Origin of the sequence: Zhongshania borealis (genome assembly GCF_039539625.1) — a bacterium.
Classification (GTDB): Bacteria; Pseudomonadota; Gammaproteobacteria; order Pseudomonadales; family Spongiibacteraceae; genus Spongiibacter; species Spongiibacter borealis.
Map to the genome: position 1 here is coordinate 427,877 of NZ_BAABDM010000002.1, position 23,737 is coordinate 451,613.

General features: G+C 51.2%; 22 protein-coding genes. 12 read left to right on the forward strand and 10 right to left on the reverse strand.

What is annotated here, in order from left to right:
• The first annotated feature begins 22 nt into the window (after positions 1-22).
• Together ABD836_RS08280 and ABD836_RS08285 are read left to right on the forward strand one after the other, a co-directional pair.
• Positions 23-1,033: a hypothetical protein gene (locus ABD836_RS08280; protein WP_344934480.1), complete on the forward strand. Its 1,011-nt coding sequence runs from the start codon at positions 23-25 to the stop codon at positions 1,031-1,033.
• Between the two features lie 221 nt (positions 1,034-1,254).
• Positions 1,255-2,343 carry a YHYH protein gene (locus ABD836_RS08285; RefSeq protein ID WP_344934482.1) on the forward strand — a complete coding sequence of 363 codons (1,089 nt, stop codon included), beginning with the start codon at positions 1,255-1,257 and terminating at the stop codon, positions 2,341-2,343.
• A gap of 406 nt (positions 2,344-2,749) precedes the next feature.
• Here ABD836_RS08285 and ABD836_RS08290 read toward each other — a convergent pair whose 3' ends face one another.
• From ABD836_RS08290 to ABD836_RS08305, 4 genes are all read right to left on the reverse strand, one after another.
• Positions 2,750-3,958: a CaiB/BaiF CoA transferase family protein gene (locus tag ABD836_RS08290; RefSeq protein WP_344934485.1), complete on the reverse strand. Its 1,209-nt coding sequence runs from the start codon at positions 3,956-3,958 to the stop codon at positions 2,750-2,752.
• A gap of 13 nt (positions 3,959-3,971) precedes the next feature.
• Entirely contained in the window at positions 3,972-5,150 is a 1,179-nt protein-coding gene (locus ABD836_RS08295) for a hydroxymethylglutaryl-CoA reductase (protein WP_344934488.1), read from the reverse strand.
• Positions 5,151-5,333: 183 nt separating this feature from the next.
• A complete protein-coding gene (locus ABD836_RS08300; RefSeq protein WP_344934490.1) occupies positions 5,334-6,602 on the reverse strand; it encodes a dicarboxylate/amino acid:cation symporter in 1,269 nt (422 codons plus the stop codon).
• Between the two features lie 161 nt (positions 6,603-6,763).
• Complete coding sequence (locus ABD836_RS08305; protein WP_344934492.1) at positions 6,764-7,384, reverse strand: class I SAM-dependent methyltransferase; 621 nt, start codon at positions 7,382-7,384, stop codon at positions 6,764-6,766.
• Between the two features lie 192 nt (positions 7,385-7,576).
• Here ABD836_RS08305 and ABD836_RS08310 point away from each other — a divergent pair, with 192 nt between their 5' ends.
• The 4 genes from ABD836_RS08310 to ABD836_RS08325 all read left to right on the forward strand — a co-directional run bounded on the left by ABD836_RS08310 (position 7,577) and on the right by ABD836_RS08325 (position 11,707).
• Positions 7,577-8,728 carry an alpha/beta hydrolase family protein gene (locus ABD836_RS08310; RefSeq protein WP_344934495.1) on the forward strand — a complete coding sequence of 384 codons (1,152 nt, stop codon included), beginning with the start codon at positions 7,577-7,579 and terminating at the stop codon, positions 8,726-8,728.
• A 125-nt stretch (positions 8,729-8,853) separates the two neighbouring features.
• Positions 8,854-9,669, forward strand: coding sequence for a Stp1/IreP family PP2C-type Ser/Thr phosphatase (locus tag ABD836_RS08315; RefSeq protein WP_344934498.1), 816 nt, complete (start codon positions 8,854-8,856; stop codon positions 9,667-9,669).
• A 28-nt stretch (positions 9,670-9,697) separates the two neighbouring features.
• Positions 9,698-10,342 carry an FHA domain-containing protein gene (locus ABD836_RS08320; RefSeq protein ID WP_344934500.1) on the forward strand — a complete coding sequence of 215 codons (645 nt, stop codon included), beginning with the start codon at positions 9,698-9,700 and terminating at the stop codon, positions 10,340-10,342.
• Positions 10,343-10,513: 171 nt separating this feature from the next.
• Positions 10,514-11,707 (forward strand): hypothetical protein, encoded by a 1,194-nt coding sequence (locus ABD836_RS08325; RefSeq protein WP_344934502.1) that lies wholly within the window; start codon positions 10,514-10,516, stop codon positions 11,705-11,707.
• A gap of 148 nt (positions 11,708-11,855) precedes the next feature.
• On the opposite strand, the gene ABD836_RS08330 is transcribed toward ABD836_RS08325, so the two are convergent.
• Positions 11,856-13,226 carry an FAD-dependent oxidoreductase gene (locus ABD836_RS08330; protein ID WP_344934504.1) on the reverse strand — a complete coding sequence of 457 codons (1,371 nt, stop codon included), beginning with the start codon at positions 13,224-13,226 and terminating at the stop codon, positions 11,856-11,858.
• Positions 13,227-13,430: 204 nt separating this feature from the next.
• On the opposite strand from ABD836_RS08330, the gene ABD836_RS08335 reads away from it, so the two are divergent.
• Genes ABD836_RS08335 through ABD836_RS08345 form a run of 3 tightly spaced genes read left to right on the forward strand, consistent with a single transcriptional unit; the run spans position 13,431 to position 16,089 of the window.
• Positions 13,431-13,991, forward strand: coding sequence for a chorismate--pyruvate lyase family protein (locus ABD836_RS08335; RefSeq protein ID WP_344934507.1), 561 nt, complete (start codon positions 13,431-13,433; stop codon positions 13,989-13,991).
• 60 nt (positions 13,992-14,051) lie between these two features.
• A complete protein-coding gene (gene ubiA / locus ABD836_RS08340) occupies positions 14,052-14,933 on the forward strand; it encodes a 4-hydroxybenzoate octaprenyltransferase (protein ID WP_344934510.1) in 882 nt (293 codons plus the stop codon).
• 10 nt (positions 14,934-14,943) lie between these two features.
• Entirely contained in the window at positions 14,944-16,089 is a 1,146-nt protein-coding gene (locus ABD836_RS08345; protein ID WP_344934512.1) for a GNAT family N-acetyltransferase, read from the forward strand.
• Positions 16,090-16,109: 20 nt separating this feature from the next.
• On the opposite strand, the gene ABD836_RS08350 is transcribed toward ABD836_RS08345, so the two are convergent.
• Entirely contained in the window at positions 16,110-16,493 is a 384-nt protein-coding gene (locus tag ABD836_RS08350; protein ID WP_344934514.1) for a hypothetical protein, read from the reverse strand.
• Positions 16,494-16,570: 77 nt separating this feature from the next.
• A complete protein-coding gene (gene trhP / locus ABD836_RS08355) occupies positions 16,571-17,908 on the reverse strand; it encodes a prephenate-dependent tRNA uridine(34) hydroxylase TrhP (protein WP_344934516.1) in 1,338 nt (445 codons plus the stop codon).
• A gap of 131 nt (positions 17,909-18,039) precedes the next feature.
• On the opposite strand from trhP, the gene ABD836_RS08360 reads away from it, so the two are divergent.
• Both ABD836_RS08360 and ABD836_RS08365 read left to right on the forward strand, forming a co-directional pair.
• On the forward strand, positions 18,040-19,320 hold the full coding sequence (locus ABD836_RS08360; protein WP_344934518.1) for an OmpA family protein: 1,281 nt from the start codon (positions 18,040-18,042) through the stop codon (positions 19,318-19,320).
• Between the two features lie 197 nt (positions 19,321-19,517).
• Positions 19,518-21,092: an OmpA family protein gene (locus ABD836_RS08365; RefSeq protein WP_344934520.1), complete on the forward strand. Its 1,575-nt coding sequence runs from the start codon at positions 19,518-19,520 to the stop codon at positions 21,090-21,092.
• A 95-nt stretch (positions 21,093-21,187) separates the two neighbouring features.
• Here ABD836_RS08365 and ABD836_RS08370 read toward each other — a convergent pair whose 3' ends face one another.
• Positions 21,188-21,793 carry a DUF938 domain-containing protein gene (locus ABD836_RS08370; protein WP_344934522.1) on the reverse strand — a complete coding sequence of 202 codons (606 nt, stop codon included), beginning with the start codon at positions 21,791-21,793 and terminating at the stop codon, positions 21,188-21,190.
• Between the two features lie 99 nt (positions 21,794-21,892).
• Between ABD836_RS08370 and ABD836_RS08375 the strand changes: the two genes are divergently transcribed.
• Entirely contained in the window at positions 21,893-22,351 is a 459-nt protein-coding gene (locus ABD836_RS08375; protein ID WP_344934524.1) for an EVE domain-containing protein, read from the forward strand.
• Positions 22,352-22,357: 6 nt separating this feature from the next.
• Here ABD836_RS08375 and yaaA read toward each other — a convergent pair whose 3' ends face one another.
• Both yaaA and ABD836_RS08385 read right to left on the reverse strand, forming a co-directional pair.
• Complete coding sequence (gene yaaA / locus ABD836_RS08380; RefSeq protein WP_344934526.1) at positions 22,358-23,134, reverse strand: peroxide stress protein YaaA; 777 nt, start codon at positions 23,132-23,134, stop codon at positions 22,358-22,360.
• 22 nt (positions 23,135-23,156) lie between these two features.
• Positions 23,157-23,660 carry a DUF4265 domain-containing protein gene (locus tag ABD836_RS08385; RefSeq protein WP_344934529.1) on the reverse strand — a complete coding sequence of 168 codons (504 nt, stop codon included), beginning with the start codon at positions 23,658-23,660 and terminating at the stop codon, positions 23,157-23,159.
• Between the last annotated feature and the right edge of the window lie 77 nt (positions 23,661-23,737).

Below are 23,737 nucleotides of genomic sequence, written 5' to 3' on the forward strand. Positions count from 1 at the left end.
TTAAGAAATTTAGGGAAACAGAATGAAGCTTCCACTGATAGCCACTATATTAACCGCTGCCTTTATTGCCGCGTGCAGCCAAACAGATCTAGCTGCTACCGTAGCCACAAATAGCTATGAGGGCAGCGCGAGTCTTAGCCGTGGGCTTGCCAAAACAGAAATAGAAAATGTGTATGTGTGTGAGCGAGGTCGTAAAACCGACATTGGCTCGATAAACTCAAGTGATGGTAAAACGTGGACTGTGCCAGCGGCAACACATTTATTAGATACGGAATTTCCTATCGCGTCTGATTTAAATAATCCCTGTAATGGCAATTCATACCACACCGCAATCGAGGCCCTAGGCAAGCTTGATGGTTCAGATATTATCGAAGTGAATGCTGACGGCGAGGTGTACACCGCCTATATCTTTGCAGATAACTATTTCGAAATGTATATCAATGGCATTGCCGTTGGCCGTGACCCCGTTCCTTTCACTCAATTTAATTCCAATATTATACGTTTCAAGGCAAAGCCACCGTTCACTGTTGCCATGCACTTAGTAGATTGGGAAGAAAATCTAGGCATAGGTTCAGAAAGTAATAGAGGCTCACAATTCCACGCCGGTGACGGTGGTGTCGTCGCTGTTATCAAAAATGAGGGTGGCAAAATAATTGCTAAAACAGATGAAAATTGGAAAGCACAAACTTTTTACACCGCGCCCATTCGCGATTTAGCCTGTGTTAGCGAGTCTGGCTCAAAACGTCTATCTAATAATTGCAGTACAACTCCTAGCCGTGAGCAAAATGGGTCTGCCGATTATGCATTGCACTGGGCATTGCCCGAAAATTGGCAGCAAAAAGACTTTGATGATTCTAACTGGCCAAGTGCCACGAGCTATACTAATAACGAGATTGGTGTAGATAATAAACCTGCGTACACCAATTTCACTGACATTTTTGATGACACCCAATTAGATGCGCTGTTTATTTGGTCATCAAACGTGGTACTCGACAATGAAGTGATTGTGCGTTATCAGGTAGACGGTTTATAAAGACTAAGCACACAGTTATTTACATGGATAAATAAAGATAGAAATTTAGTAGGCAATCCACAGTTTGTTTATCGCTATATTGATATTGCAATACAGGCTAATATGTTTCTCTACTCTTACCGTTGTGAAGCCCGATCGCTGATGGCTGAATTAAATGCCCACTCAGAGTTTCGTTCCTACAGCGGTCGAAGGAATACCAAATTAATTTTGTGGTCTGAATTATGGAATCCTATTCAAATGAACAAGTTTCCCTCGATAAAATGAAATCCTTACACCTATCATTTTTTGTCGTTTGTACGCTCACTCTCTTGGTATTGGCTGGTTGTTCGAACAAGTCTGTAGATGAGCCTGCAGAGCACCGTGTGCAGAAATCGCCGGTTGACTTATTTATGCCCGGCGCGCTTGCACAAGACGTTGAGATTGTGGATTGCACTCTGTCGGATGGAACGCTCACGTCTTGCTACAAGATCACCGTGGTAGGCACACCCACTGACCACAAGGTGGGGCCTTTTTGCCCGAGAACCACCTCGGCGACAGCGGATGAGGTCGGTATCTGGCTGGACGGTGAAAAGCTCTACGACGTAACCGGCGAATTTATTCTTAATCTGCCCACAATCTACAACGACGATCATTGGATGCTCCACGACGCCCAGGGAGATGTTCGCGTAACCAAGACCAAGGAGGCGTTTGAGGCGGCTGCACGGCCTGATGTAGCTGAAGAGTATGAGAATTACTGCGTTGAAGGACGCATGGAATGGCTCGAAGGCGGAAAGCCCGTCACGACCACCGTGCAGATCCCTATTTCTCCGGTAGCGATGGACGTTCCTACCCCAGCCAGAGCGCCACTCGGGGTGACCTTCAACGGCGTTCGCATTGACGCGGCTGCCCCCGTCGATGCAATTCTTGGTGCGTACACCATCGCTGCATTCGACGACTGTGGAGGCCACGTGAATCCCTTTGAGGGTTATCATGTGCATGCGGCAACCGGTTGCGGAGAGGTAGGTGAAGCGCTACAAGGTGAAACGCCAGCGTTCGCGATCGCGATGGACGGCTACCTGATTCACAGCGGCCAAGACCGTGATGACTTAGACGCGTGTAACGGGCACACCACTGAGGAATATGGCTATCATTATCATGCCCGTCCCGCTGAACTCAATGGCGTCTTAAGTTGCTATATGGGGGCGATTGTTCAGGGTGCCCAGGGCGAGCCGCCGCGCGGTGGCCCTCCTGGTGGTAGGCCTCCGCGCGGCGCAGGACCAGCCCCTGCGGATGCGGGTTCTGCGCCCCCAGTGCCGCATGACCATCATTAGTGTCATAAGTCGGTGCGTCAATCATTCTGATAGCGGAGATTTCCGATGCCGCGTTCTGAATATCTGAGACAAGGCCCCATACGGTATCGGGCTTAGCTGCGATCTGTGTCGTGCGTTTTGCGAGCAATGTGATAATTTAGGCTCCTCTCACTTACTCCCAGAAATCATCGCTAAGTCTCAGGTAGACGTTTCAAGTTCAGCGATATTCAACGCCACCAACACACTGTGTGGCCGATGCAATGCGCTTATTATAAATTTCCATGAGCAAAGTAACTCGTCATGCCGGACTTGATCCGGCATCTGCTTTGGTAAGCGTGAACGGCTTGGTTGGTATTAGATTCTGTATTTAGTGCAGATTGATGCTGTGGCATCTGGCTTCTGTTGTGATGAGGCGGTCATGCCGTATTTAAATCACGGCATCTTCTTTCAGTTCTACTAGGCGATCATTCGTTATTCCAAGCAGTGTCCTTAAAATTTCATCGGTGTGTTGCCCGAGTTTTGGCCCCGGCCATTGGGTGCCGCCGGGGGTGCCGACTAATTTTGGCGCCATGCCGGGAATGGTCACCGAGTCGCCGTCGACGTCGATTTTTTCAAATAAACCCCGCGCCTGAAAATGCGGATCTTCGGCCATGTCTTGGGCATTGTAAATTGGGCCAACGGGGACGCGCACGGCTTCTAGCTGGTCGATGACGGCTTGTATTGAATGCTGTGAACACCAATCGGCAATGGCGGTGTCGATCTTCACTTGGTGAATAACCCGACCGGCGTTGTCGCTCATGGCGGGATCGTTGGCAAAGTCGTCGCGGCCAATAGTGGTCATTAGCCGCTTAAAGATGGAGTCGCCGTTGCCACCAATAATGACGTATTTATCGTCGCTACAGCGGTAGGTATTGGTGGGCACAATGCCGGTGAGGGTGGTGCCAGAAGCTTCGCGGATAATGCCTTCGGCGGCGTATTCGGGCACCACCGATTCCAGCATATTGAACATGGTTTCGTAGAGGGCAACATCGACAACTTGGCCTTTGTGTACGCCGCGCTCTTTGGCATTGAGTGCCATGAGTATACCGATAATGGCATGCAGCGAGGCAATGCTGTCGCCCAAGCTGAGGTTGGGCCGTACCGGCGCTTCGCCGGGAAAACCATTTAAGTGACGAAATCCGCTAATGCCTTCGCACACCGAGGCAAAACCGGGTTTGTCGGCATAGGGGCCGGTTTGGCCGTAGCCAGAGATGCGGGTGTAAACCAAATCGGGATTCTTGGCTTTTAAGTCGTCGGGGCCGAGATGCCATTCTTCCATCACACCGGGTCGGAAGTTCTCCACTAATACGTCGCAGTGTTCAGCAAGACCGCGCACCAGTGCTTGGCCATCGGGGTGACGTAAGTCGACGGTAAGGGATTTTTTGTTGCGGCCAATGCTATACCACCACAGCGAGGTGTCGCCCTTCATGCTGCGCCAGCGGCGAATAGGGTCGCCAATACCTGGTGGTTCTATTTTTATAACCTCGGCGCCAAAGTAGGCGAGCATGGCGGTGGTGAAAGGGCCGGCGATGAGTTGTCCGAGTTCTAGAATGCGAATGCCCTGAAGCGGGCCGGTGTTGGTATTTACTTCTGTCATTGTGTTGCTCTTGTTATGGGCGGTTGCGGCCGAGCTGATCGTGGCTGGAAACCCATTCGTCAGAGACGATGGCCGCGGCGAGGGAGAGGTCACCAGCCAGTACGGTGGCGCCAATTATTTCTGTTAATTTACGGGCTTTACCCTGGCCATAGCAGTCCATGATCTCTAGGCATTCGCGCTGGGTTGGCAGGCCGGTGCCGCCACCATAGCTGGCACAGATAATCGAGGGCAGGGTGACTGAGTAATACAAGTCACCGGCAGGGGTGAGGTCCATAAAGGCAATGCCAGTGTGGGATTCCACAACGTTGGCTTCGTCTTGGCCGGTGGCAATAAACATTGAGGCTATGCCATTGGCTGAGTGCGGGCCGTTATAGGCGGAGCCCGCCAGTATCGAGCCAAGGATAGTGCGCTGGCGCAGGCGTACCATGCGCTCAGGGTCGGCGCGCATCAGGTCTTTAAGTACGTCTTTACTGATCGTCGCTTCCGCAACCACTTTTTTACCGCGACTGTGCAACAGGTTCATGTGAGAGTGTTTTTTGTCGGTTTCGATTCCACAGGAAAGCGAGAAATTTTCAATAACGCCAGGGTAGTTACCCAGTATCCACTGACAGGCTTTATGGGTGGCCTTGCCGGTCATATTCTGCCCAGCGGCGTCGCCGGTGCTGTAGTTAAAGCGCGTAAATAATTTATTGGCGATAACCCAGGATTGAATGTTTTGTAGCTTACCAATCGAGGTGGTGCTCTCTGCCTGTGCGCGAATTGCGGCTAACTCTTGTTCGAGCCATCCTGAGAAGTGCAGGGCTTCACGAGCGCTGGCAAACTCGAACAACGGCGCGCGCTGCATGGATTCGCCAGTGACCGTTACGGTGGCGCCACCGGATTCTGAAATTACGCGCATGCCTCGGCTATACGAGGCAATTAAAGTGCCTTCAGTGGTCGCCATGGGCACGTAAAAGACCCCTTGCGCATGTTCGCCGTTAATTAAAAATGGGCCGGCGACACCAACGGGCATTTGCACCACGCCAATAAAGTTTTCGGCATTGCCTTCGACAAGGCTTGGGTCAATAGAATAATGGCCGGTGTGTTTGAGGCTGACGCCGGTTTCGGCCTCAATAAATTCCCGCCGTTGTTTGGCTGCGGCTTCGGAATAATTATCGTCTTTTATGCGAGGTATGGGTTTGCGTATGCTCATGTTTGTTTCTCTTATTATTGTGAAAAGTCGACGGTGATAAACGGAAGTCCGGTTCTGGTGTCAGTCGAAAATTAATAACTGACTTGTCAGCAGATTATCGGTGGGAGGCAATTTTCCGACTTCCGACTTCCGACTTCCGACTTCCGACTTCCGACTTCCGACTTCCGACTTCCGACTTCCGACTTAAGCGGCAATCTTGGTGGTTTCTCCTTCGCTGCGGGCAATAATTACTGCTGCGCAGGAGTCACTGAATACGTTTACGGCTGTCCGCAGCATATCGAGTACACGGTCGGTAACTAAGAGCAGGCCAATGCCTTCCAAAGGCAGGCCAATTGCGCCGAGAATAACCGAGATCGCGACTAAGCTCGCGGCGGGAATACCGGCAACGCCAATGGACGTGAGCAAGGCGATCATAACAATGGTGAATTGCTGAACAAAGCCAAGTTCTAAACCATACACCTGGGCAATAAACATGGCGGCGACGCATTCATAAAGCGCGGTGCCGTCCATATTGACCGTCGCGCCCAGCGGCAAGACAAAGCCGCTAACTTGTTTGGAAACACCGGACTCTTCCTGAATACTTTTTAAGGTGAGCGGCAGGGTTGCTGAGCTGGATGCCGTTGAAAACGCGGTCAGCAGCGCGGGCGTCATGGCGGCATAGTGTTTTTTGGGGCTAACGCCGCCCACATAGCGGAGCAGCAATGGCAGGGCGACAAAGGCGTGAATCATCAGTGCCAGTAGCGCGGTAAAGAAAAACAGCAGCATGGGTTTGAAGGCGGCAAACCCAGTAATAGCAACGGTTTTGGCGACCAGACCAAACACGCCGAGGGGCGCGAATTTCATTACCCACATGGTGATGGCGGTCATAATATCCATGACGCCCTGCCAGAAATGCATCAGGGTGGACGCGTGTTCCGATTTGCTGCGGGCCAAGAAAAAGCCAAACAATAAGCTAAAAAAGATCAATCCAAGCATTTGCCCGTCGGCGGCGGCGGCCACCACATTGGTCGGCACCATGCGCACAAATACTTGCACAACATCGCTCATACCGCGGCCTTCGACCTTGGCTAAGGTGTCGGTGAGTTCTGGGTCACTTGTGCTAATAGAGGCGGCCAAGGCCTGATTGTCGCCACTGCCGGGGGCAATGACATTGACCACTGCCAAGCCGATAAGAATGGCGATTAAGCTGCTACTGGCGTAAAACAGCAGGGTTTTTCCACCGAGTTTTTCGAGCTTATCGCCGCCAACACCCGCCATGCCGCTAATAATAGACGACACCACCAATGGCACGATTAGCATTTTTAAGGCGTTGAGAAAAATGGTGCCGAGGAAGGTGTATACGGCAATAAACGACAGGCCGCCAATATTTGCGCTGGGGCCGCCTAAAACTCCGGCCAAGACTGCAAGGAGAATCGCGATGGCAATTTGCCAGTGCAGAGGAATATTGCGCATGGGCTATTTACTCTTTGTTATCAGTGACTGAGTGTATAGCGTTTAACTTTAGCATGGCTATGTCAGAAGTTGCGTCCCTGACACCACATTACACTCAAAACTTGAGTGTAATGTGGTTTTCTATTTTTCGCGCGATGTTAAGTGGCAGCGGGACGAATAAATTAAGCCTTTGTCGCTGTTCCATAGTACATATAGCCAGCGATTCGCGGTGCGTCATCAACATAGCACTGCTCTAGGGTCTCTATTTTAAAGCCGCAACTGGTGATGAGATCGGGGATGGGGCGATTGAGGTGACAGCCACCGGCCAGTTTCTTCCACACTGGGGTGACGCGGTTTTGCCAATTTTGAATATTGCGGTCTGGCGCCAAGCCGTGCTCGCAGAACAGTAATTTACCTCCGGGCTTGAGTACGCGACGCATCTGCTGCAAGGCCTGCTGCCAGTCGGGAATAGTACAGAGGGTGTAAGTGAGCAATACCGTGTCGACGCTATTGTCTTCCAAAGAGATGTCTTCGCCGTTTAACGTTAGCCATTTTACTTTAACGTCGGCTTTTTTAAGATTGCCTTGGGCCTTTTTACGCATGCCTTCCGAGGGTTCGAGGCCCCACACAAAGTCGACGTTTTCGGCTTTATAAAAGGCGAGGTTGATCCCGCTGCCCATGCCTACCTCAAGTACTACGCCGGTTGCGAGCGGCACGATTTTGGCACGAAGCGCCATGACGGGTGGGATTGAGCACACTTTGTCGATGACGAAGGGAAGTATTTTATTCTCGTAGAAACCCATATTGTTCTTCCTATAGCGCATTTCGGCGCTGCCTAAAATTGATATGCGAGTATTCCACAATATCGCAGATTGACAAGATATGTTTTCATTGTGAACATAACTGCACAAATATTAATAAATGTGTTTTTAGATGAATTCTCGACGAATGTCTTTGCCGGGGAGTCATATCGGTTTCTTATTAGTGGTGAATCAATGAAATATCCTCGTATTCTTGTGCTGGGCCTTGCGGCTTCTCTTGCTGCCTGCGGTGGTTCCAGTAGTTCGTCGTCGGGTTCATCGAGCGCGTCGACCTACGTAACGGAAGCTTTTACGACTGACGCCGCAACGGATTTGGCCGCCTTTGAGATTGCTGGGCCAATGGACATTAACCCTATGTGCGTGCAAGACACCGCGTCTAATTTGCCCCTGCCGGAAGGTTTGCTGGTGTATAAGTCGGGCGAAGAGCCAACGAAGCTCGTGGTATTTGCTCACGGTATTGGCCACACGGTGCGCCAAAGTTGGTTGCCACACATGACCCGCGAAATTCGTCTCGCGCAAAAATTTGAGAATAGTCCTGGTGGCGTTGCCTTTGTTGCCACGGATTATCGTGACAATTTGGGCTTTCCCACTCTGCGTGGCGCTCACGACACCATTGCTGCCACCCTGCATGCCATGAAGAAGTTCCCCAGTATCGAAACGGTATATATGTTCGGCGTGTCGATGGGTGGCTCCATTTCTGGGACCGCGATTGTCGAGTCGACCGCCGTGACGGAGGATGGCAGCTCGCTATACGATTATTGGCTGGATGTTGAGGGCGTAAGCCAGTTGATCGAGACCTATACCGAAGCGGCCGCGGTGGCGTCAATGTCGGAAACTGCTGCGCAGGCGCAAGCTGGAATTGAGCGCGAAACCGGTGGTAATCCGCTGTTGTGCCCGCTGGCGTATCAGCGTCGCTCACCCGCATATCACGTGGCAGAAATGCAGCTGGGCGGATTGCGTGCGGCTACCGTCGTGCACGCGATAAACGACGGCCTGGTTCCCCACAATCAGGGCCGAGTAATGGCCTCGGGTTTGACTACGGCTGGTATTCCAACGCAATTTTTTACCGTTGTTGGTATTCCCGAGTACCAAGATCCGGGTACTACAGGCACCGGTACCTTGGGCGCGGGTGACCTCGATCCCTACCTAAATCTAGCGGGTCATGGCTCTGAAGCTCAGGCATACCACCCGGTGATGCGAGTGGCGTTTGAGAATATGCGCAAGATGCTCGACGGCACCTACAACGAAACAGTGCCGTATTTTGAGTGCGTGATTGACCCGAATATACCCACAGACAGCTGTGTTGTAGATCAAGCACAGCCTTAATACCGCCAATGAATAAGCGCTGAGCCTTTAAATGGGTACAGCGCTTATTTTGTAACTTCATTGACCGCGCTAAAAGTCGGTGACTATACTCAGTTTTTAATAGTCCCCAATTTTGGCGCCAGTTCATGGATGAGAGTATACATTTTCGTGCCTTTGGCATTACTGATGTCGGTCAAGTGCGCGAACACAATGAAGACGCTATCGGCCTTGTGGTAGAGCAGGGCTATATGGTCGTCGCCGATGGCATGGGCGGTCACAATGCCGGTGAAGTTGCGAGTGCGATCGCGATTGATGAAGTACGCCAATATCTTTCCCTTGCTAGCCGACCTGAGCCTAGCGCCGAAAATGCTATCTATTCCCTCGAAACCCTCCATCTGCGCGACGCGGTGATTACTGCGAATAACGCGATACTTGAGGCAGCCAAGCGCGACGACGCGCGCAAAGGCATGGGTACAACCCTTGTGGGGATGCAGTTTAGCGGTAATCGCGCGGCCATTGCCCATGTTGGGGATTCGCGCTTATACCGCTTTCGTGAAGGGTTTTTGGATCAACTCACCACTGACCACACTCTGGTTCAAGAGTGGCTGACGCGTAAGCTGTACACCGAAGAAGAAGCGCGTAACGCCAAGAACAAAAACGTGATTACGCGGGCGCTTGGCTTGGTTGAAGACCTAGAAGTCGATTTATTGGAAGAACTGGTTCGCAGTAACGATGTATACCTGCTGTGCTCAGATGGCCTGAGCGGTATGCTCGAAGACGATGAAATTGCCAAGGTGCTCGGTGAGCATGGCAAGGAACCGGAAACGGCAACAATGTTCCTGCTAAACATGGCGAATGCAGCCGGCGGCAAGGATAATATTTCTATTATTATAGTGTGTGTCGACGAGGTGGTCGCCGGGCAAGACGAAGCGTCAGACGAAACGCTTGACTGGTTCGACTAGGTAAATAGCTCAGTAACGGATAGGAATTATGGCAAAGCTGGTTCTCAGTTTTCAGGGTAGAGTGATTGAGGATTTTCCTCTCGACAAAGAGCGGGTCACGATTGGCCGGGCGGCTGACAACGATATCTGCATTGAAAATCTTGCGGTGAGTGGCCGCCATGCGGCCGTAGAAACCTTTAATAATGATAGTTTTTTGGTCGATCTAGGCAGCACCAATGGCACGACAGTGAACGGCAACCCCGTCACGCGCCATGCTCTGCGCAGCGGCGACTACATCACTATTGGTAAGCATTCACTTACCTATCACGGCGTCCAACGTCCTGCAGAAGTAGACGATGAGGTCGAAAAAACCATCGCAATTCGCCCCGCGATGCGCAGCACCGAACCGGCGCCAGTTGCCATGCTTGGGTATTTGCGGGTGCAAAATGGTGGGGCTGCCGGCCGAGAAATGGTACTGAGCAAAGCGCAGACCAAATTAGGTAAAGCGGGCTTGCAAGTCGCGGCAATTAGTCGACGTCAGCAAGATTACTATTTGGAGCATATCGAAGGCCAAGACGGCCGTACCCCGATTATTAACGGTGTGCAGATTGGTTTACAGCCACGAAAATTAGAGCATGGCGACACCTTGGAAATCGCCAATACCCGCTTGGGTTTTGAGTTGCGGCCAGAATAGTACCTCGCGGGCTATTAATAAAACCGTGAAGACATAAAAAAAAGGGGAGCTATCTAGCTCTCCTTTTTACGTTTGCTTGTCGCTCGCCGTGTGAAATTGACCGCGTTTACACCGCGCGGTAAAGTTAAAACTCAGTTTTTTTGCTTCACTTTTAATAGAGTCCTCATTTAAATGCCAGTTTTTCTCTTGAAAACCAAGCCGTTGGTGCGTGTTTTATTCTGTGTGCTGTGCCTGACTTTTATTTCAGCGTACACAAGCTCTACCTATGCAGACAGTAGCGATATGAGGGCGAACTTAGAGCGCAAGAACGAGTTGATTATTCAGGCCTTGATTGAGAGGGGAGAGTTAAGCGGCGACGCGCCGGACCCTGTAATGATAAATACACTGCGCACCTATGTAGCGAATATTGCCGATGATCAACTCGAAAAGACCTTAGCGGATATTGAAAACGGGCTTGCTTCGCTAGAGGAAGAGATTGCGCAGTTGAAGGCATCTCCTCAGGTTGCTGAAGATGCTAAGGGTGAGGACGGCGACGTGGAGAATTTACGCAGCCAATTTTATGAGCTGTATTCAAGGTGCAGTAACATATTTAAGCGGTATAAAAAAAGGTCAGTCATTTTTAAGAGTAGTCCCTGCTCAGAATATGAAGATCGCGTTGAAAGTAGGATATGGAATGCAGACGGTGAGCGAGAAAAAATAGTGGTATACCAAGAGGGTGTCATTACCCTTGGAGAAATAACAACAAAAATGGCGAAAACAGAATCTGCCGACTTAGAACGCATTTACGAGCAAGTTAAATCCTTTAATGCGAGGCATGCCAAGTTACAGGTGCTAGCGGCAGAGCGCGAAAGCATAAAGCAGAGCATGGCGCCTATTATTGAAAATATGAATGAATACCAAGCTAAAGCAGAATCGTATATGGACGATGCGAACTTAAATTGTAGGGCAGAGCCGGTTGATTTTGATTGTGGAAACCGATGTGAACAAAGAGTTAAAGATCCCATTTTTGGCACTTATCGAAATGAACCGGATAGGCAGTGTTTAGAGAGTTGCAACTATCAGGAACGACGTGCGACAGATGATCTCAATGAACAAATTGACGAGTGTATTGATGAACGGGATTGGGCTAAAGAGAAGTTGGAAGATATAGAATCTAAATACAATAGCGAGCGAGCGCGTGGATTGGCTTTGTCCAATCAGCACGATCAGATCAATGATGAATTAAAATTGCTTATCGATAGGAATAAAGAAGTCGTTGTGGAATTGGATTCGTTTTTAGGTAAATTACCCCCCGATATTTTTTATGCCATGGGTGGTGAGTTTGGAATGTACGGAGTGAATTCTACGTCGTACCGATCAGATTAAGCCGGCGTTTTCCCCTTGTGCTAATCCTCAGAGCGGATCCCCGTTCAATTTGGGTGAACTGGTTAAGCGCGCTATATATTTAAAGAATGGATAAACTAGCGGCTGCCTAGGAGGCAGCCGCTACAAGTAAAAACCTTAAGGTATTTTACTAAGGCATAATCGCTGGCAATTGCTTTTGCAGGGCCATTTTTTGCTTGGTGCCTTCACCCGTTAAGGCGAAGCCCAACAAGTCGCCATTGCTGGCGACAAAGCGCGCAACCACGTTCAGGCCGTCTTGCTCAATTTCCCAGCTACCTTCCGCATCGCGGGGGGCAGGGCTAACAGTCACTGGGCAAGCTGGGGTTTTGATGGTTACTGGCATAGCGGGGTAGCTAACTTCAGTTGCTTCGCCGGTCAGGGTTTTTGCCAAGGCGCGTGCTTGGGCCATAAGCGGGGCAACGTAAACCAGAACGTGGCCTGCCACTTCCGCGCAATCACCCATGGCGTAAACATTAGGTGCACTGGTTTCGAGTAGGCGGTTGGTCACTATACCGCGGTTCACGGCAATGCCGGATTCCTGCGCCAAGGCGATTTGTGGGCGAACGCCAACAGCGGATAAAACCAAGTCGCAGCTAATGGTGTCGCCATTGTTTAGGCTAACCGCCAGTGCGCTGCCAGCTTTGTTCACTTCGGTGACCAGCGGGCCAAAATGGAATTTCGCGCCTTTGGCTTCGAGTCCGGCTTGCACCGCTTTGCCTGCTGCTTCAGGTAGCAGGGTCGGAATACAGTAACCGAGTGGGTCAACCGTCTCGATCTCGATGCCACCGTTGAGCAGGTCATTGGTAAATTCACAACCAATCAAACCGCCGCCAATAATGCAGACTTTTTTGACGTTGTTTTTGGCAACGGCAGTGCGGAAGTCGTCATAGTCCAGCAAATCGTTAACTGAATAAACATACTCGAGGGCGTCACCTTTGATGGGTGGACGAATAACGTCAGCACCGAGCGCCAGTACTAATTTTTTGTAGTGAACTTGGGTGGCTTTGTCGCCAATAGTAATTGTTTGCGCTGCGGTATCGATGGCAGTGACTTTGGTCAGCGTCCACACACTGGCGTTAAGATCTTCACCCATGCCGCCGGCGTCTTTCTGTGCGAGGCCATCGGCGTCCATGTTTTTGGTAAAGCCGGTAGACAACATGGGCTTAGAGTAGGCGCGGCCGTCGTCGGCGCTTATCATAATGATCGGGCTTTCTTTGTCGTGTTTGCGAATTTCGCGAACTAAGCCATAGCCCGCTAAGCCGGTGCCAATCACGACGATTGCCGCTTCAGCGCTGGCTGAGGCGGGCTCGTCATGGTGTGGCAGGTCGCTTTCCTCCGACTTTTCGATCATTTCAAAGTCTTCTTTACCTACACCGCAGTCCGGGCATAGCCAGTCATCGGGAATGTCTTCCCAGCGGGTGCCCGCGGCGATTCCGGAATCCGGGTCACCCGTGGCTTCGTCGTAGACCCAGCCGCAAACAATACATTCCCATTTACTCATTCGTATACATCCTCTAAGCACAGCGCTTCTAATTGGCGAAGCTTAAGTTAAAAGTCCCTATATATCATGGTCCATTTGGCTGATATTGGAACTTGCAAGTCGCAGGTGAATCACGCATTCTGCCGCCACACTTTAGTAAATAGTGCTGCATAATTTACGGCCGAATCCGTATAATTTCTTATTCACAATACTGGAAGGCCGCTATTGTACGCTTTTCAAGCAACTCGATTCCAGACCGCTGAGCCACATTGGTTGAGCTGTAAGCATATTGCGGGCGTTAAATTGCCTGCAAGCGATGCTCGGTGGCTGCTGGACACCGGTTCGCTGACGGCGCATTTGCAGCGCGTTTCAGCCGGCCAATTTCACGTAGAGGTCTTGTCTCAGCGCTGGGCGTTGCCGCGTTTGTCTGAGCGACGGTTACTGGGTATGGGCGACCGCAACTGGGGTTTGATTCGCGAAGTTGTGCTCTGCTGTAGAAACGAGCCCTGGGTCTTTGCCCGCAGTGTACTGCCAGCTACATCGTTGGTTGGGCGCCTTGCGCGACTGCGACATCTCGATAATCGGCCCTTAGGCCATTTGCTGTTTACCGATCGCTCGATGTCTCGCGACCCCTATGAAATTTGTCAATTGCCCGCCGCTAGCCTGCCTGTAGGTATAAGTCCGGGGTCAGAGGTAATGCTGTGGGGACGCCGATCACGGTTTTTATTGAGCCAACGCCCTATCATGGTTAGCGAAATATTTTTGCCAGCTTTTTGCCCCTGGTAGCACTTACGGTATGGACGCTTGGTGCTGGTATACTCAGTATAAAGTCCGAGCGATTGAATTATGCAGCAGCTAACTAGCCACATTCAAAAACAATATCCCCAATACCTTGCCTTGATGCGGGTCGACCGCCCGATAGGTACCTATCTGGTACTTTGGCCAACACTGTGGGCACTGTGGCTCGCTGCCGAGGGCTTGCCAAGCTGGCATGTCCTGTTTATTTTCATTGCGGGCACCTTTCTGATGCGCTCAGCGGGCTGTGTTATAAATGATTACGCTGACCGCAAGATCGACGCGCATGTGAGTCGCACCAAACTTCGGCCTTTTGCCCAAGGCTTGGTGAGCGAGAAAGAGGCGCTGATTTTATTTGCGAGTTTGTGTTTGCTGGCCTTTGTGCTGGTGTTGTTTACGAATCAATTAACGGTATTGCTGTCTTTGGGCGCGGTCTTGTTGGCCGCTTGCTACCCCTTTATGAAGCGTTACACCCATTTGCCCCAGCTGGCTTTGGGCGCGGCGTTTGCCTGGGGTATTCCCATGGCATTTGCTGCACAGACTGGAGCCTTGCCGCCAGCGCTGTGGCTGCTGTATATCGCTGTGCTGATTTGGACCCTGTGCTACGACACCTTCTACGCCATGGTTGACCGCGAAGATGACCTGAAAATTGGCGTTAAATCGACGGCAATTTTGTTTGGCGACGACGACATTACCATCACCGCGATGCTGCAAGTCTGCGTAATCATTGTCATGTTAATGGTGGGTGTGCGCTTTGGTATGAGTTTTATTTACTACGCCAGTTTAATCGCCGCCAGCGGTCTGTTTGTCTACCAGCAGCGGCTTATTCGCTATCGCGTTGCCGATGACTGTTTTAAGGCCTTTTTAAATAACAACTGGGTGGGCGCCGTTATTTTTGCGGGTATTGTGCTGCACTTTATGCTCGCCACATGAGAGTTATTTGATGCTTGATGTCGAGTTTATCAGCGCGATTTCTGTGCTGGGGTCAGCGCAGTGGAATGCCATTGCCGGCCTTGACTACCCCTTTACCCGCTATGAATTTTTACATGCTTTGGAAACCAGTGGTGCGGTGGCCGCCGACAAAGGCTGGCAGCCCCACCATATTGTCGTGCGGCGCGAGGCGGATATTATCGCGGTGATGCCGCTGTATATTAAAACCCATAGCTATGGCGAATACGTTTTTGATTGGTCGTGGGCTGAGGCATATCAGCGCCATGGCCGTCCTTACTATCCCAAATTATTAGCTGCAATTCCTTTTACGCCGGCGACTGGGCCTCGGCTTTGTGTGGCCGACGAGGCCGAGCGTGAAGAAGTGATGCAGGCCCTCGCCTCGGTGCTGCCCGCACACGCAAAGGAAATGAATGCTTCATCGGTCCATATTTTATTTTCTAAACCTGAGATATCGGCGTTGTGGCAGCAGCAGGGGTTTATGCAACGCAGTGGGCCGCAATACCATTGGTTTGATCAGGAGTATGGGGATTTTGAGGGGTTTTTAGCGAGTTTTAGCTCGCGTAAGCGCAAAACCTTGCGCAAAGAGCGGCGGGTGGTTGCCGACCAGAATCTTGATTTGCAGGTTTTAGTCGGCAGTGAAATCAGTTCGGCGCAGTGGCGTTTCTTTTTCCACTGCTATCAAATGACCTATGCCAAGCGCAGCGGCCACGGCGGTTATTTACCCGAAGCCTTTTTCACACAATTGGCGGAAACCATGCCAGAGCATTTGGTGATGGTGCTCGCTAGCCATGAGGGCGAAGCGGTGGCTGTGGCGCTAAATTTTCGCGACCAGCACACTTTGTATGGACGTTACTGGGGCTGCGTGCGGGAATATGAATTTCTGCATTTTGAGGCCTGTTACTACCAGGGCATTGAATATTGTCTGCGCGAAGGCTTACGCCATTTTGATCCCGGCGCGCAGGGCGAGCATAAAATTCAGCGCGGATTTACGCCGATTTCAACGTACTCAAATCATTGGCTGGCCGATGCGGACTTCTCTGTTGCGGTGGCGAAGTTTCTCAAAGATGAAAAGCTGCACATTGCTCAGTATTTGCGTGAGGCCAGTGAAATGTTGCCATTTCGACGTGGCGACGATTAAGCTCGCCGCCACGATCGGGGTTATTGTTGGGCGTTCTTAAGGACGCGCTCAACATAGAGTAAGCACAGTATGGGCAGGATATAACTGGTGCCGATTTGTGTGAGCACGATGATTTCAGTTAGTGACCACTGAGCGTCGCTGCTGACCCAATAGAACATAATGGGCATGGCAACAAAAATAAGCGTGGGAAGATAGCGCCATAAATAATAGGCCATACTGGAGGCGGCTTCGCTGTCGGCGCGGCGGTAGCAATAAAAGGTTATCAGTACCACTAAAATACCAATAACGAGCACGTAGTTATTGCCGAGCAGATCACCCAGCAAATTTAAGATAGCGCCGAACACCATACTCAGTAAGCTGATGTTGACGAGTGCCCGTAAATTACGCAGCTTTTGCCGTTCCATATTCCGTCCAATTATTTTCTATTCGTTTTTACAGTGTAGCCTAGGGCTTTAAACCATACTTGGTGGTCATTCATTCGCTAGGCGTTAATGTCTTTGACCAAAAGCCCGTATTTTAGTGCCGACTCCGGTAAGGGTTGATCCAGTGGAATTTGCACGCGGTGGCCGGAACCCGGCGCGGCATCGATGGCTTTACCGTGTTTGTCGCTAAGGGTTTTAAGCTGGAAGCGGGTATTGCCGCCGGGGAGCATGAGTTCCAAGGTGTCGCCAGTAACAAAACGGTTTTTAACATCTACGGTAATCACCGAGTCTTTGGCGTCGACCACTTCGCCAACAAACTGTTGTTGCTGGGCATTGTTCAGGCCCATTTCGTAGTTTTGATATTCCTTTGGCGGGTGACGGCGGTAAAAGCCTTCGGTATAACCACGGTTGGCGAGGGTGTCGAGCTCGTCCATTAGATGCATATCGAAGGGTTTGCCGTGGGCGGCGTCGTCAATGGCGCGGCGATAAACTTGGGCGGTGCGGGCCACGTAATAGTGGGACTTGGTGCGACCTTCAATTTTTAAGGAGTGCACGCCCATCGCGGCAAGGCGTTCAACGTGCTGCACTGCGCGCAAATCCTTAGAGTTCATAATATAGGTGCCGTGCTCGTCCTCGTAGGCGGGCATGAATTCGCCGGGCCGTTGGGCCTGCTGCAATAAAACTGGTTCGGTGACAATGGCTGGCTGAGGTTCTGGGATGAAAGTTTGCACAGGCTCAGGAGGGCGCACTGCGACGATGTCACCCGTTTCGTCTTCCTTGGCCTCGTGGGCTTGATACTTCCAGCGGCAGGCATTGGTGCAGGCGCCTTGATTGGGATCGCGGTGATTCATATAGCCGGATAACAGGCAGCGGCCGGAATAGGCAATGCACAGGGCGCCGTGAACAAAGACTTCAATCTCCATTTCTGGCACGCGCTGGCGAATTTCTTCAATTTCATCCAGTGCCAATTCGCGGGACAGTATCACCCGCTGAATACCATTTTGATGCCAAAACTTAACCGCCGCCCAGTTAACGGCATTGGCTTGTACCGAGAGGTGGATGACTTGTTCAGGCCATTTTTCGCGCACCAGCATCATAAGGCCGGGGTCGGCCATAATGAGTGCATCTGGGCCCATTTCAATCACCGGCTCTAAATCGCGCAAATAACTGCGAATTTTGTCATTGTGCGGGGAAATGTTTGAGGCGAGATAGAATTTCTTACCCTGGCTGTGGGCTTCTTCCATACCCGTGCGCAGCGTGTCTAGATCCTTAAATTCATTATTGCGCACCCGCAGGCTGTAGCGGGGCTGTCCGGCGTACACGGCATCGGCGCCGTAGGCGAAGGCGTAACGCATATTGCGCAAACTGCCGGCGGGAGACAGGAGTTCAGGGATCATGGTGGTGACTGCCTTGGGCTAGAGAGTGAAATCAGAGTGTGTATGGTATCGCAAAGCGCCTTTTTCTGCGCTATTGGTCAAAGTGCCAGCGGAGGATACACTCATGCTGGGTATTTGAGGTGCGGCGGGGCGTGAATTTGCAAAAAAGTTGTGGTTGGCAGGGTTTAGTGTTTTTGACCGGTCTATTTCCGATTGTGAGTGGCGCGGCAGACGTCGACGGACACTATTACCTCAAAGCGGGGCTGGGCGGCGTGTGGTCGTCGAGCAAGGCCGTAGTCGATGAGCGTAGCAGTGGCGATTCAGGCTTGTTGTTTCCTCAGCCCAGCACGGGCGATCGCTATCATCTCGACTATAGCGCTGATAGTGCGTATCAAATCGCGATAGGCCGAGGCGTTGCCGAGCATTGGCGGCTAGAGGGTGGTTATTTTGATGAGGGGCTTGGCCTTAAAGGCAGCGCAGGCACACGCATCAAAAAATTAGATCGTCGCGGCGTGAACCTGTCGTTGTTGCGCGATTTTAGCCTGTTGACGCCGCTCGTGCAGCCTTACCTCGGCGCAGGGCTGGGCGCCGCACGCGCCAGCCTGGCTGGAGAAACGCAACGCCAGTGGACGCTGCACATGTCGGCGGGGGTGGCGCTGGTCTTGTCGCCACATTGGCTGTTGGATTTGTCTTACGGGTATGAATTTTCTCAAGATATCGATATTGAAACTGCAGACGAAGCGTTTGATAGCGGATTGCGGGCCCAGCGCTGGCAGTTGGGTTTGCGTTATCAGTTTGCGCCGCGCGCGCCAAAAATTGCAGACAGCGATGGTGATGGCGTCGCCGATGTGAATGATCGCTGTCCACAGACATTCCTTGGCGCGGAAACTGACCTTTATGGCTGCGCCGATAGCGATGGTGACGGCATTATTGACTCACTTGATCGCTGCGCGAATACGCCACCGGGAAGCGAGGTCGACAGCAATGGCTGCATGGACAGCGATAACGATGGGGTCAAAAATAGTGCGGATCGTTGCCCCAATAGTGAACCGGGTGAGCGGGTATTGCGTAACGGCTGTGCGGCCCGGCAAAGCGTTGGCTTGGAGAGCATTCGATTTGCGGCCGGCGGGACTGAGCTTAGCGCCGAAGCGCGAGCTCATTTAATGGCTATATCGGCGGTAATGACCACGTCGCCGGAATATCGCTTGGCAGTTCAAGGCCATAGCGACGACCGTGGCGGTGACGAGGTGAATTACCGTGTATCCCGCGCCCGTGCACTGGTGGTGCGAGATGCATTAATTAGTTTGGGGGTTGCCGCGGAGCGCATTGATATTCATGCCTTTGGCGCGAGCATGCCGCTTGCAGATAATGGCAACAGCGAGGGACGCGCTCGCAATAGGCGGGTGGCGTTTAGGGTAATTCGCCCCAAATAGGGGGTTTTAACAGGTCGGCGCTTTACCGAAATGCAGTGCCGGTTTAGCATGTAGGTCTGCGTAATCGTTAATTGTGCACGCTTTTTTAATGATATTTTGCACTACTATGGACTAGTATTGCGCAAGTGAGAAAACCCACTCGCTGAAACTGCTCGGTTTCCGGCGAGAGGTATAACTTTAATGATCAGGGGATGTTTATGAGTAAGCAATGGAAATCTGCTCTGGCTGCGGGTGTGATTTTAGCATCGGCAACTGGTGTGGCAATGGCTGAAGCCGAAAAGGAAAAAGGTTACTACCTTGGTGGTAATGCTTTTTACAACAATGTATTCGATGCTGACGGTACCGCGACAACTACTAGTGCTGGTGGTCTTGGCCCACTTGGTGATATTCCAGTTGTTGGTGATCTGCTCACTGGTTTGCTCGGTGCCGGCGGTGGTGCAGCGAGCACTAACTTTGAAACAAGCTATGACGACGACTTTAGCTATGGTTTAACTTTCGGTTATAAATTTGAAAGCCCATACCGCGTAGAGTTTGAATACCGCGTAGGCGAGAATGACATCGACAGCATCAGTGCTGGCGGCGCATCAGCTTCTGCCAATGGTTCACTTGAAGTGACTTCCATGATGGGTAACCTCTGGTATGACTTCTCTGCCGGCGAGCGTCTGCGTCCTTATATCGGTTTTGGTTTGGGTCAAGCCAACCTCGATGTGGGTGATGCTGATGATGACGTGATGATTGGTCAGTTGGGTGCAGGTGTTACTTATTTCCTAAGCCCCCGTTTGGCGCTTGATGCGGGTTACCGCTACAGTGTTTCAGAAGATGCGACTTTCTCATCGGGCTCAACTAAAACTGAAACTGAATACAGCGCACAAAGCCTGCTCGTGGGCTTACGCTATAACTTCTTTGATGCCCAGTACGGCGTAAAAGATGCGGATGGCGATGGCGTTTCTGATGAACTTGATCAGTGCCCAGGCACGCCACGTGGCGTTCAAGTAGACAGCGTTGGCTGCCCACTCGACGGTGACAACGACGGTGTTGCAGACTACCTTGATCGTTGCCCTAACACCCCAGCTGGCGCCCAAGTTAATGCGAGTGGCTGCCCACTAGACGGCGATAACGACGGTGTTGTTGATGCTGACGATGCATGCCCTGACACTCCAGCGGGTCAAGCGGTAATGTCTAATGGCTGCGCGAAAGATCAGGCAGTAATTCTACGTGGCGTAAACTTTGAGCTAAACAGCGCACAGTTGACCATGAATGCTGAAACCATTCTGAATGGTGTTGCAGAGACCTTGGTAAGTTCACCTGGTTTTGAGGTTGAACTTCAGGGTCACACCGATAGCACTGGCAGTGACAGCTACAACATGAACCTGTCGCAAAACCGCGCTAAATCAGTAAAAAGCTACTTGGTTAGCAGTGGTGTTGAAGCCAACCGTCTGACCGCTCGTGGCTACGGTGAAGAGCAGCCTATTGCTAGCAATGACACTAAAGTTGGCCGTGCAGAAAACCGCCGTGTTGAACTGAAAGTGGTTGGTGACAATAGCGATGTTTCAGTTGAGCCGATGATGTATGACGAGCCTATGGTTGAAGACGCAATGGTTGAAGAGCCAATACTGGATGAGCCAATGGTTGACGAAGTCATGATGGAAGACCCCATGATGGACGAGGAGCCAGCGGCTGAAGCAGCGGCAATGGAAGACGACTACATGAGCGAAGAGCCTGTAGTAGAAGATGAGTACGAGTACGACGCTTCTGAAGAAACTGACTACTAAGCTTATTATTGACGCTTAATAGTCTAGAAAAAACCCGGCCAATGCGCCGGGTTTTTTTATGCCTGTATTTTTTGTTTATGTATAGCGCCGGTGGCTCAGGCAGCCTGAGATTGCCAAACTAATAGGCGATTATTTGCGGGCATCGCGTGGTCGGCCTGCAAGACCAATCCGATTTTTTCCGCCAAGGTGTTAACTGCCTCAAAATCGCGAATTCCGCTCTGGGGGTTGCGCTGTTTAAGCCATTGGTCAAAACCGGCATTACTCGGTGAGGTGTACTCGCCGTGATAATTAAAGGGGCCGTATACGCAAAGCAAGCCGGTCTCCTTCAAGCTTTTGCGCAAATGCGTAAATAGCAATTCCACTTCATGCCAGCTCATAATATGTAAGGTATTGGCCGAATAGATGGCGTCAAAAGCGGGTTGCGGCCAGTCTACGTCTCTGGCGTCTAGCGCCAATGGCGGCGCGAGATTGTCGAGCTCGGCATCGTTTAGCCAGGCGTTTATGCCGTCTAAGTTCTCGCGGCGATCACTGCATTGCCACTGAACGGCGGGCATATTCGCGGAAAAATATACGGCGTGCTGTCCAGTGCCGCTGCCAACCTCCAGTACTCGTTGATCAGGGCTTAGCAGTGGTGAGAGTATGTCTAAGATAAAGGACTGGTTGTTTTCACAGGCTTGTGAGAATGGCTTGGCTTGATTCATGGTTAATTCCCTTTGAATTATGCTTAAATCGTCGCGTGGCGGACATTGGCAGCTTATCCTCGTGCCGCCAAGTGTAACGGCTTTTTCAGGAGTACAACAATGGCCTATTGGTTGATGAAATCGGAACCAGATACCTTCAGTATCGACGATCTGCGTGAGCGACCAAATGGCACGGAACATTGGGACGGCGTTAGAAACTATCAGGCGCGCAATATGATGCGCGATCAAATGAAGATGGGCGACAAGGTATTCTTTTATCACTCCTCCTGCCCACAACCCGGTATTGCAGGTATTGCCGAGGTTGTTGCCGAGGCCTATCCCGACGATAGCGCGCAAAATCCAGAGTCGCGCTATTTTGATCCCAAAGCCAGCCCGGACGAGCCGCGCTGGTATATGGTCGACGTCCGGTTTGAACGAAAATTTAAGCGCGTGATCTCGCTGGCAGACTTAAAAGCAGAGCCAGCGTTAGGTGAAATGAAATTGGTCCAGAAGGGCAGTCGCCTGTCGATTATGCCGGTTACCGCCGAGGAGTGGCGTCAAATCTTATCGATGGAGTAGCGCCGACTACTCGGCACCGTCTCTTAGAAAAACCCATTCTCTGGCCGTAGACTGCTCTGGGCTAAAATAATAGCCATCGCAGTCAAACTGTTTAAGCCTGTCGACGTTTTTAATGCGATTTTTGATCACATAGTTCGCCATTAAGCCGCGTGCTTTTTTGGCGTAAAAACTGATGATTTTGTGCTTTCCGTTCTTAAAATCTTTAAAAACTGGGGTGATGATGTCGGCGTTTAAAGCCTTGGGTTTGATCGCGCTAAAGTATTCATTTGAAGCAAGGTTGACCAAGATCTGGGATTTAACGGCGGCCAGTTGGAGATTTACCGCGTCGGTAATCTGAGTGTCCCAGAATTGGTAGAGATTTTTACCGGCGTTGTTTTCGAATTTGGTACCCATTTCCAGTCTATAGGGCTGGATCAAATCCAGTGGGCGCAATAAACCATACAGCCCAGACAGAATACGCAAATGCTGTTGGGCAAAGGTGAAATCACTTGCGCTAAAGCTGTCGGCGTCGAGGCCGGTATAAACATCGCCGCGAAATGCCAGTACAGCAGCCTTGGCATTGTCTGGGCTAAAAGGCAGCTGCCAGTTCATGAAGCGCTGATGGTTGAGCTCCCCAAGCTTGGGACTGATTTTCATTAAACCGGATATATCGTCGGGGCTGAGTGTTTGTAACTGCTCGATCAGCACTTGCGAGCGCGGCAAAAAATCAGCTTGCGTAAATTTTTTGGTGTGCGCGGGGTTTTCAAAATCCAGGGTTTTGGCTGGAGAAATAAGCAATAACATAGGGTGTCCTGTGAAGCTAAGTTCAAACCTGTAGCAGTGCCTGCCACCAATTGAGTGGGTCGCCGGTCTCGGGATCGTAGACATTGCCGTAGACCCACTTGGCTTGATCACTGTTGGCCCATTTATTCAGCAATTCTTCAATACTGCTAAACCCAACGCCGAAGTGAATGCTATAGGCAATTGCGCGATCGGTTTTAATGTCCATGCTTCCGCCAAGCTTTTCTATTTCTGCGGTGAGCTGGACTTCAAGATCTTCATTGGGCTGACGTAAAAATACCCGCACACAAAGATTGCCGCTGTGTTCAATTAAGCTAAACCGGCCGCGTGCATCTTCGTTGATTTTTACGGTGTCGAGCGCCGCGAGTCCGCGAACAAAAAGCGGCGATTTGAGGAGTCGGTATTCACCAGCATTCGTTAGCGGTGTGGCGAGGACTTTCTCAAAAATCGGCTGGTTATTTCCGGGATGGATGCCGGCAAATAATTCTAGCAGGGTTTCTTGGTCGGCGAAGGGGGCCTGATCTGTCATAGCGCTTTGGAATTCACATTAGCATGGGGAGGCAATGATACCGATTTTACGTGCCCAGATCACGGTATGATCTGGAC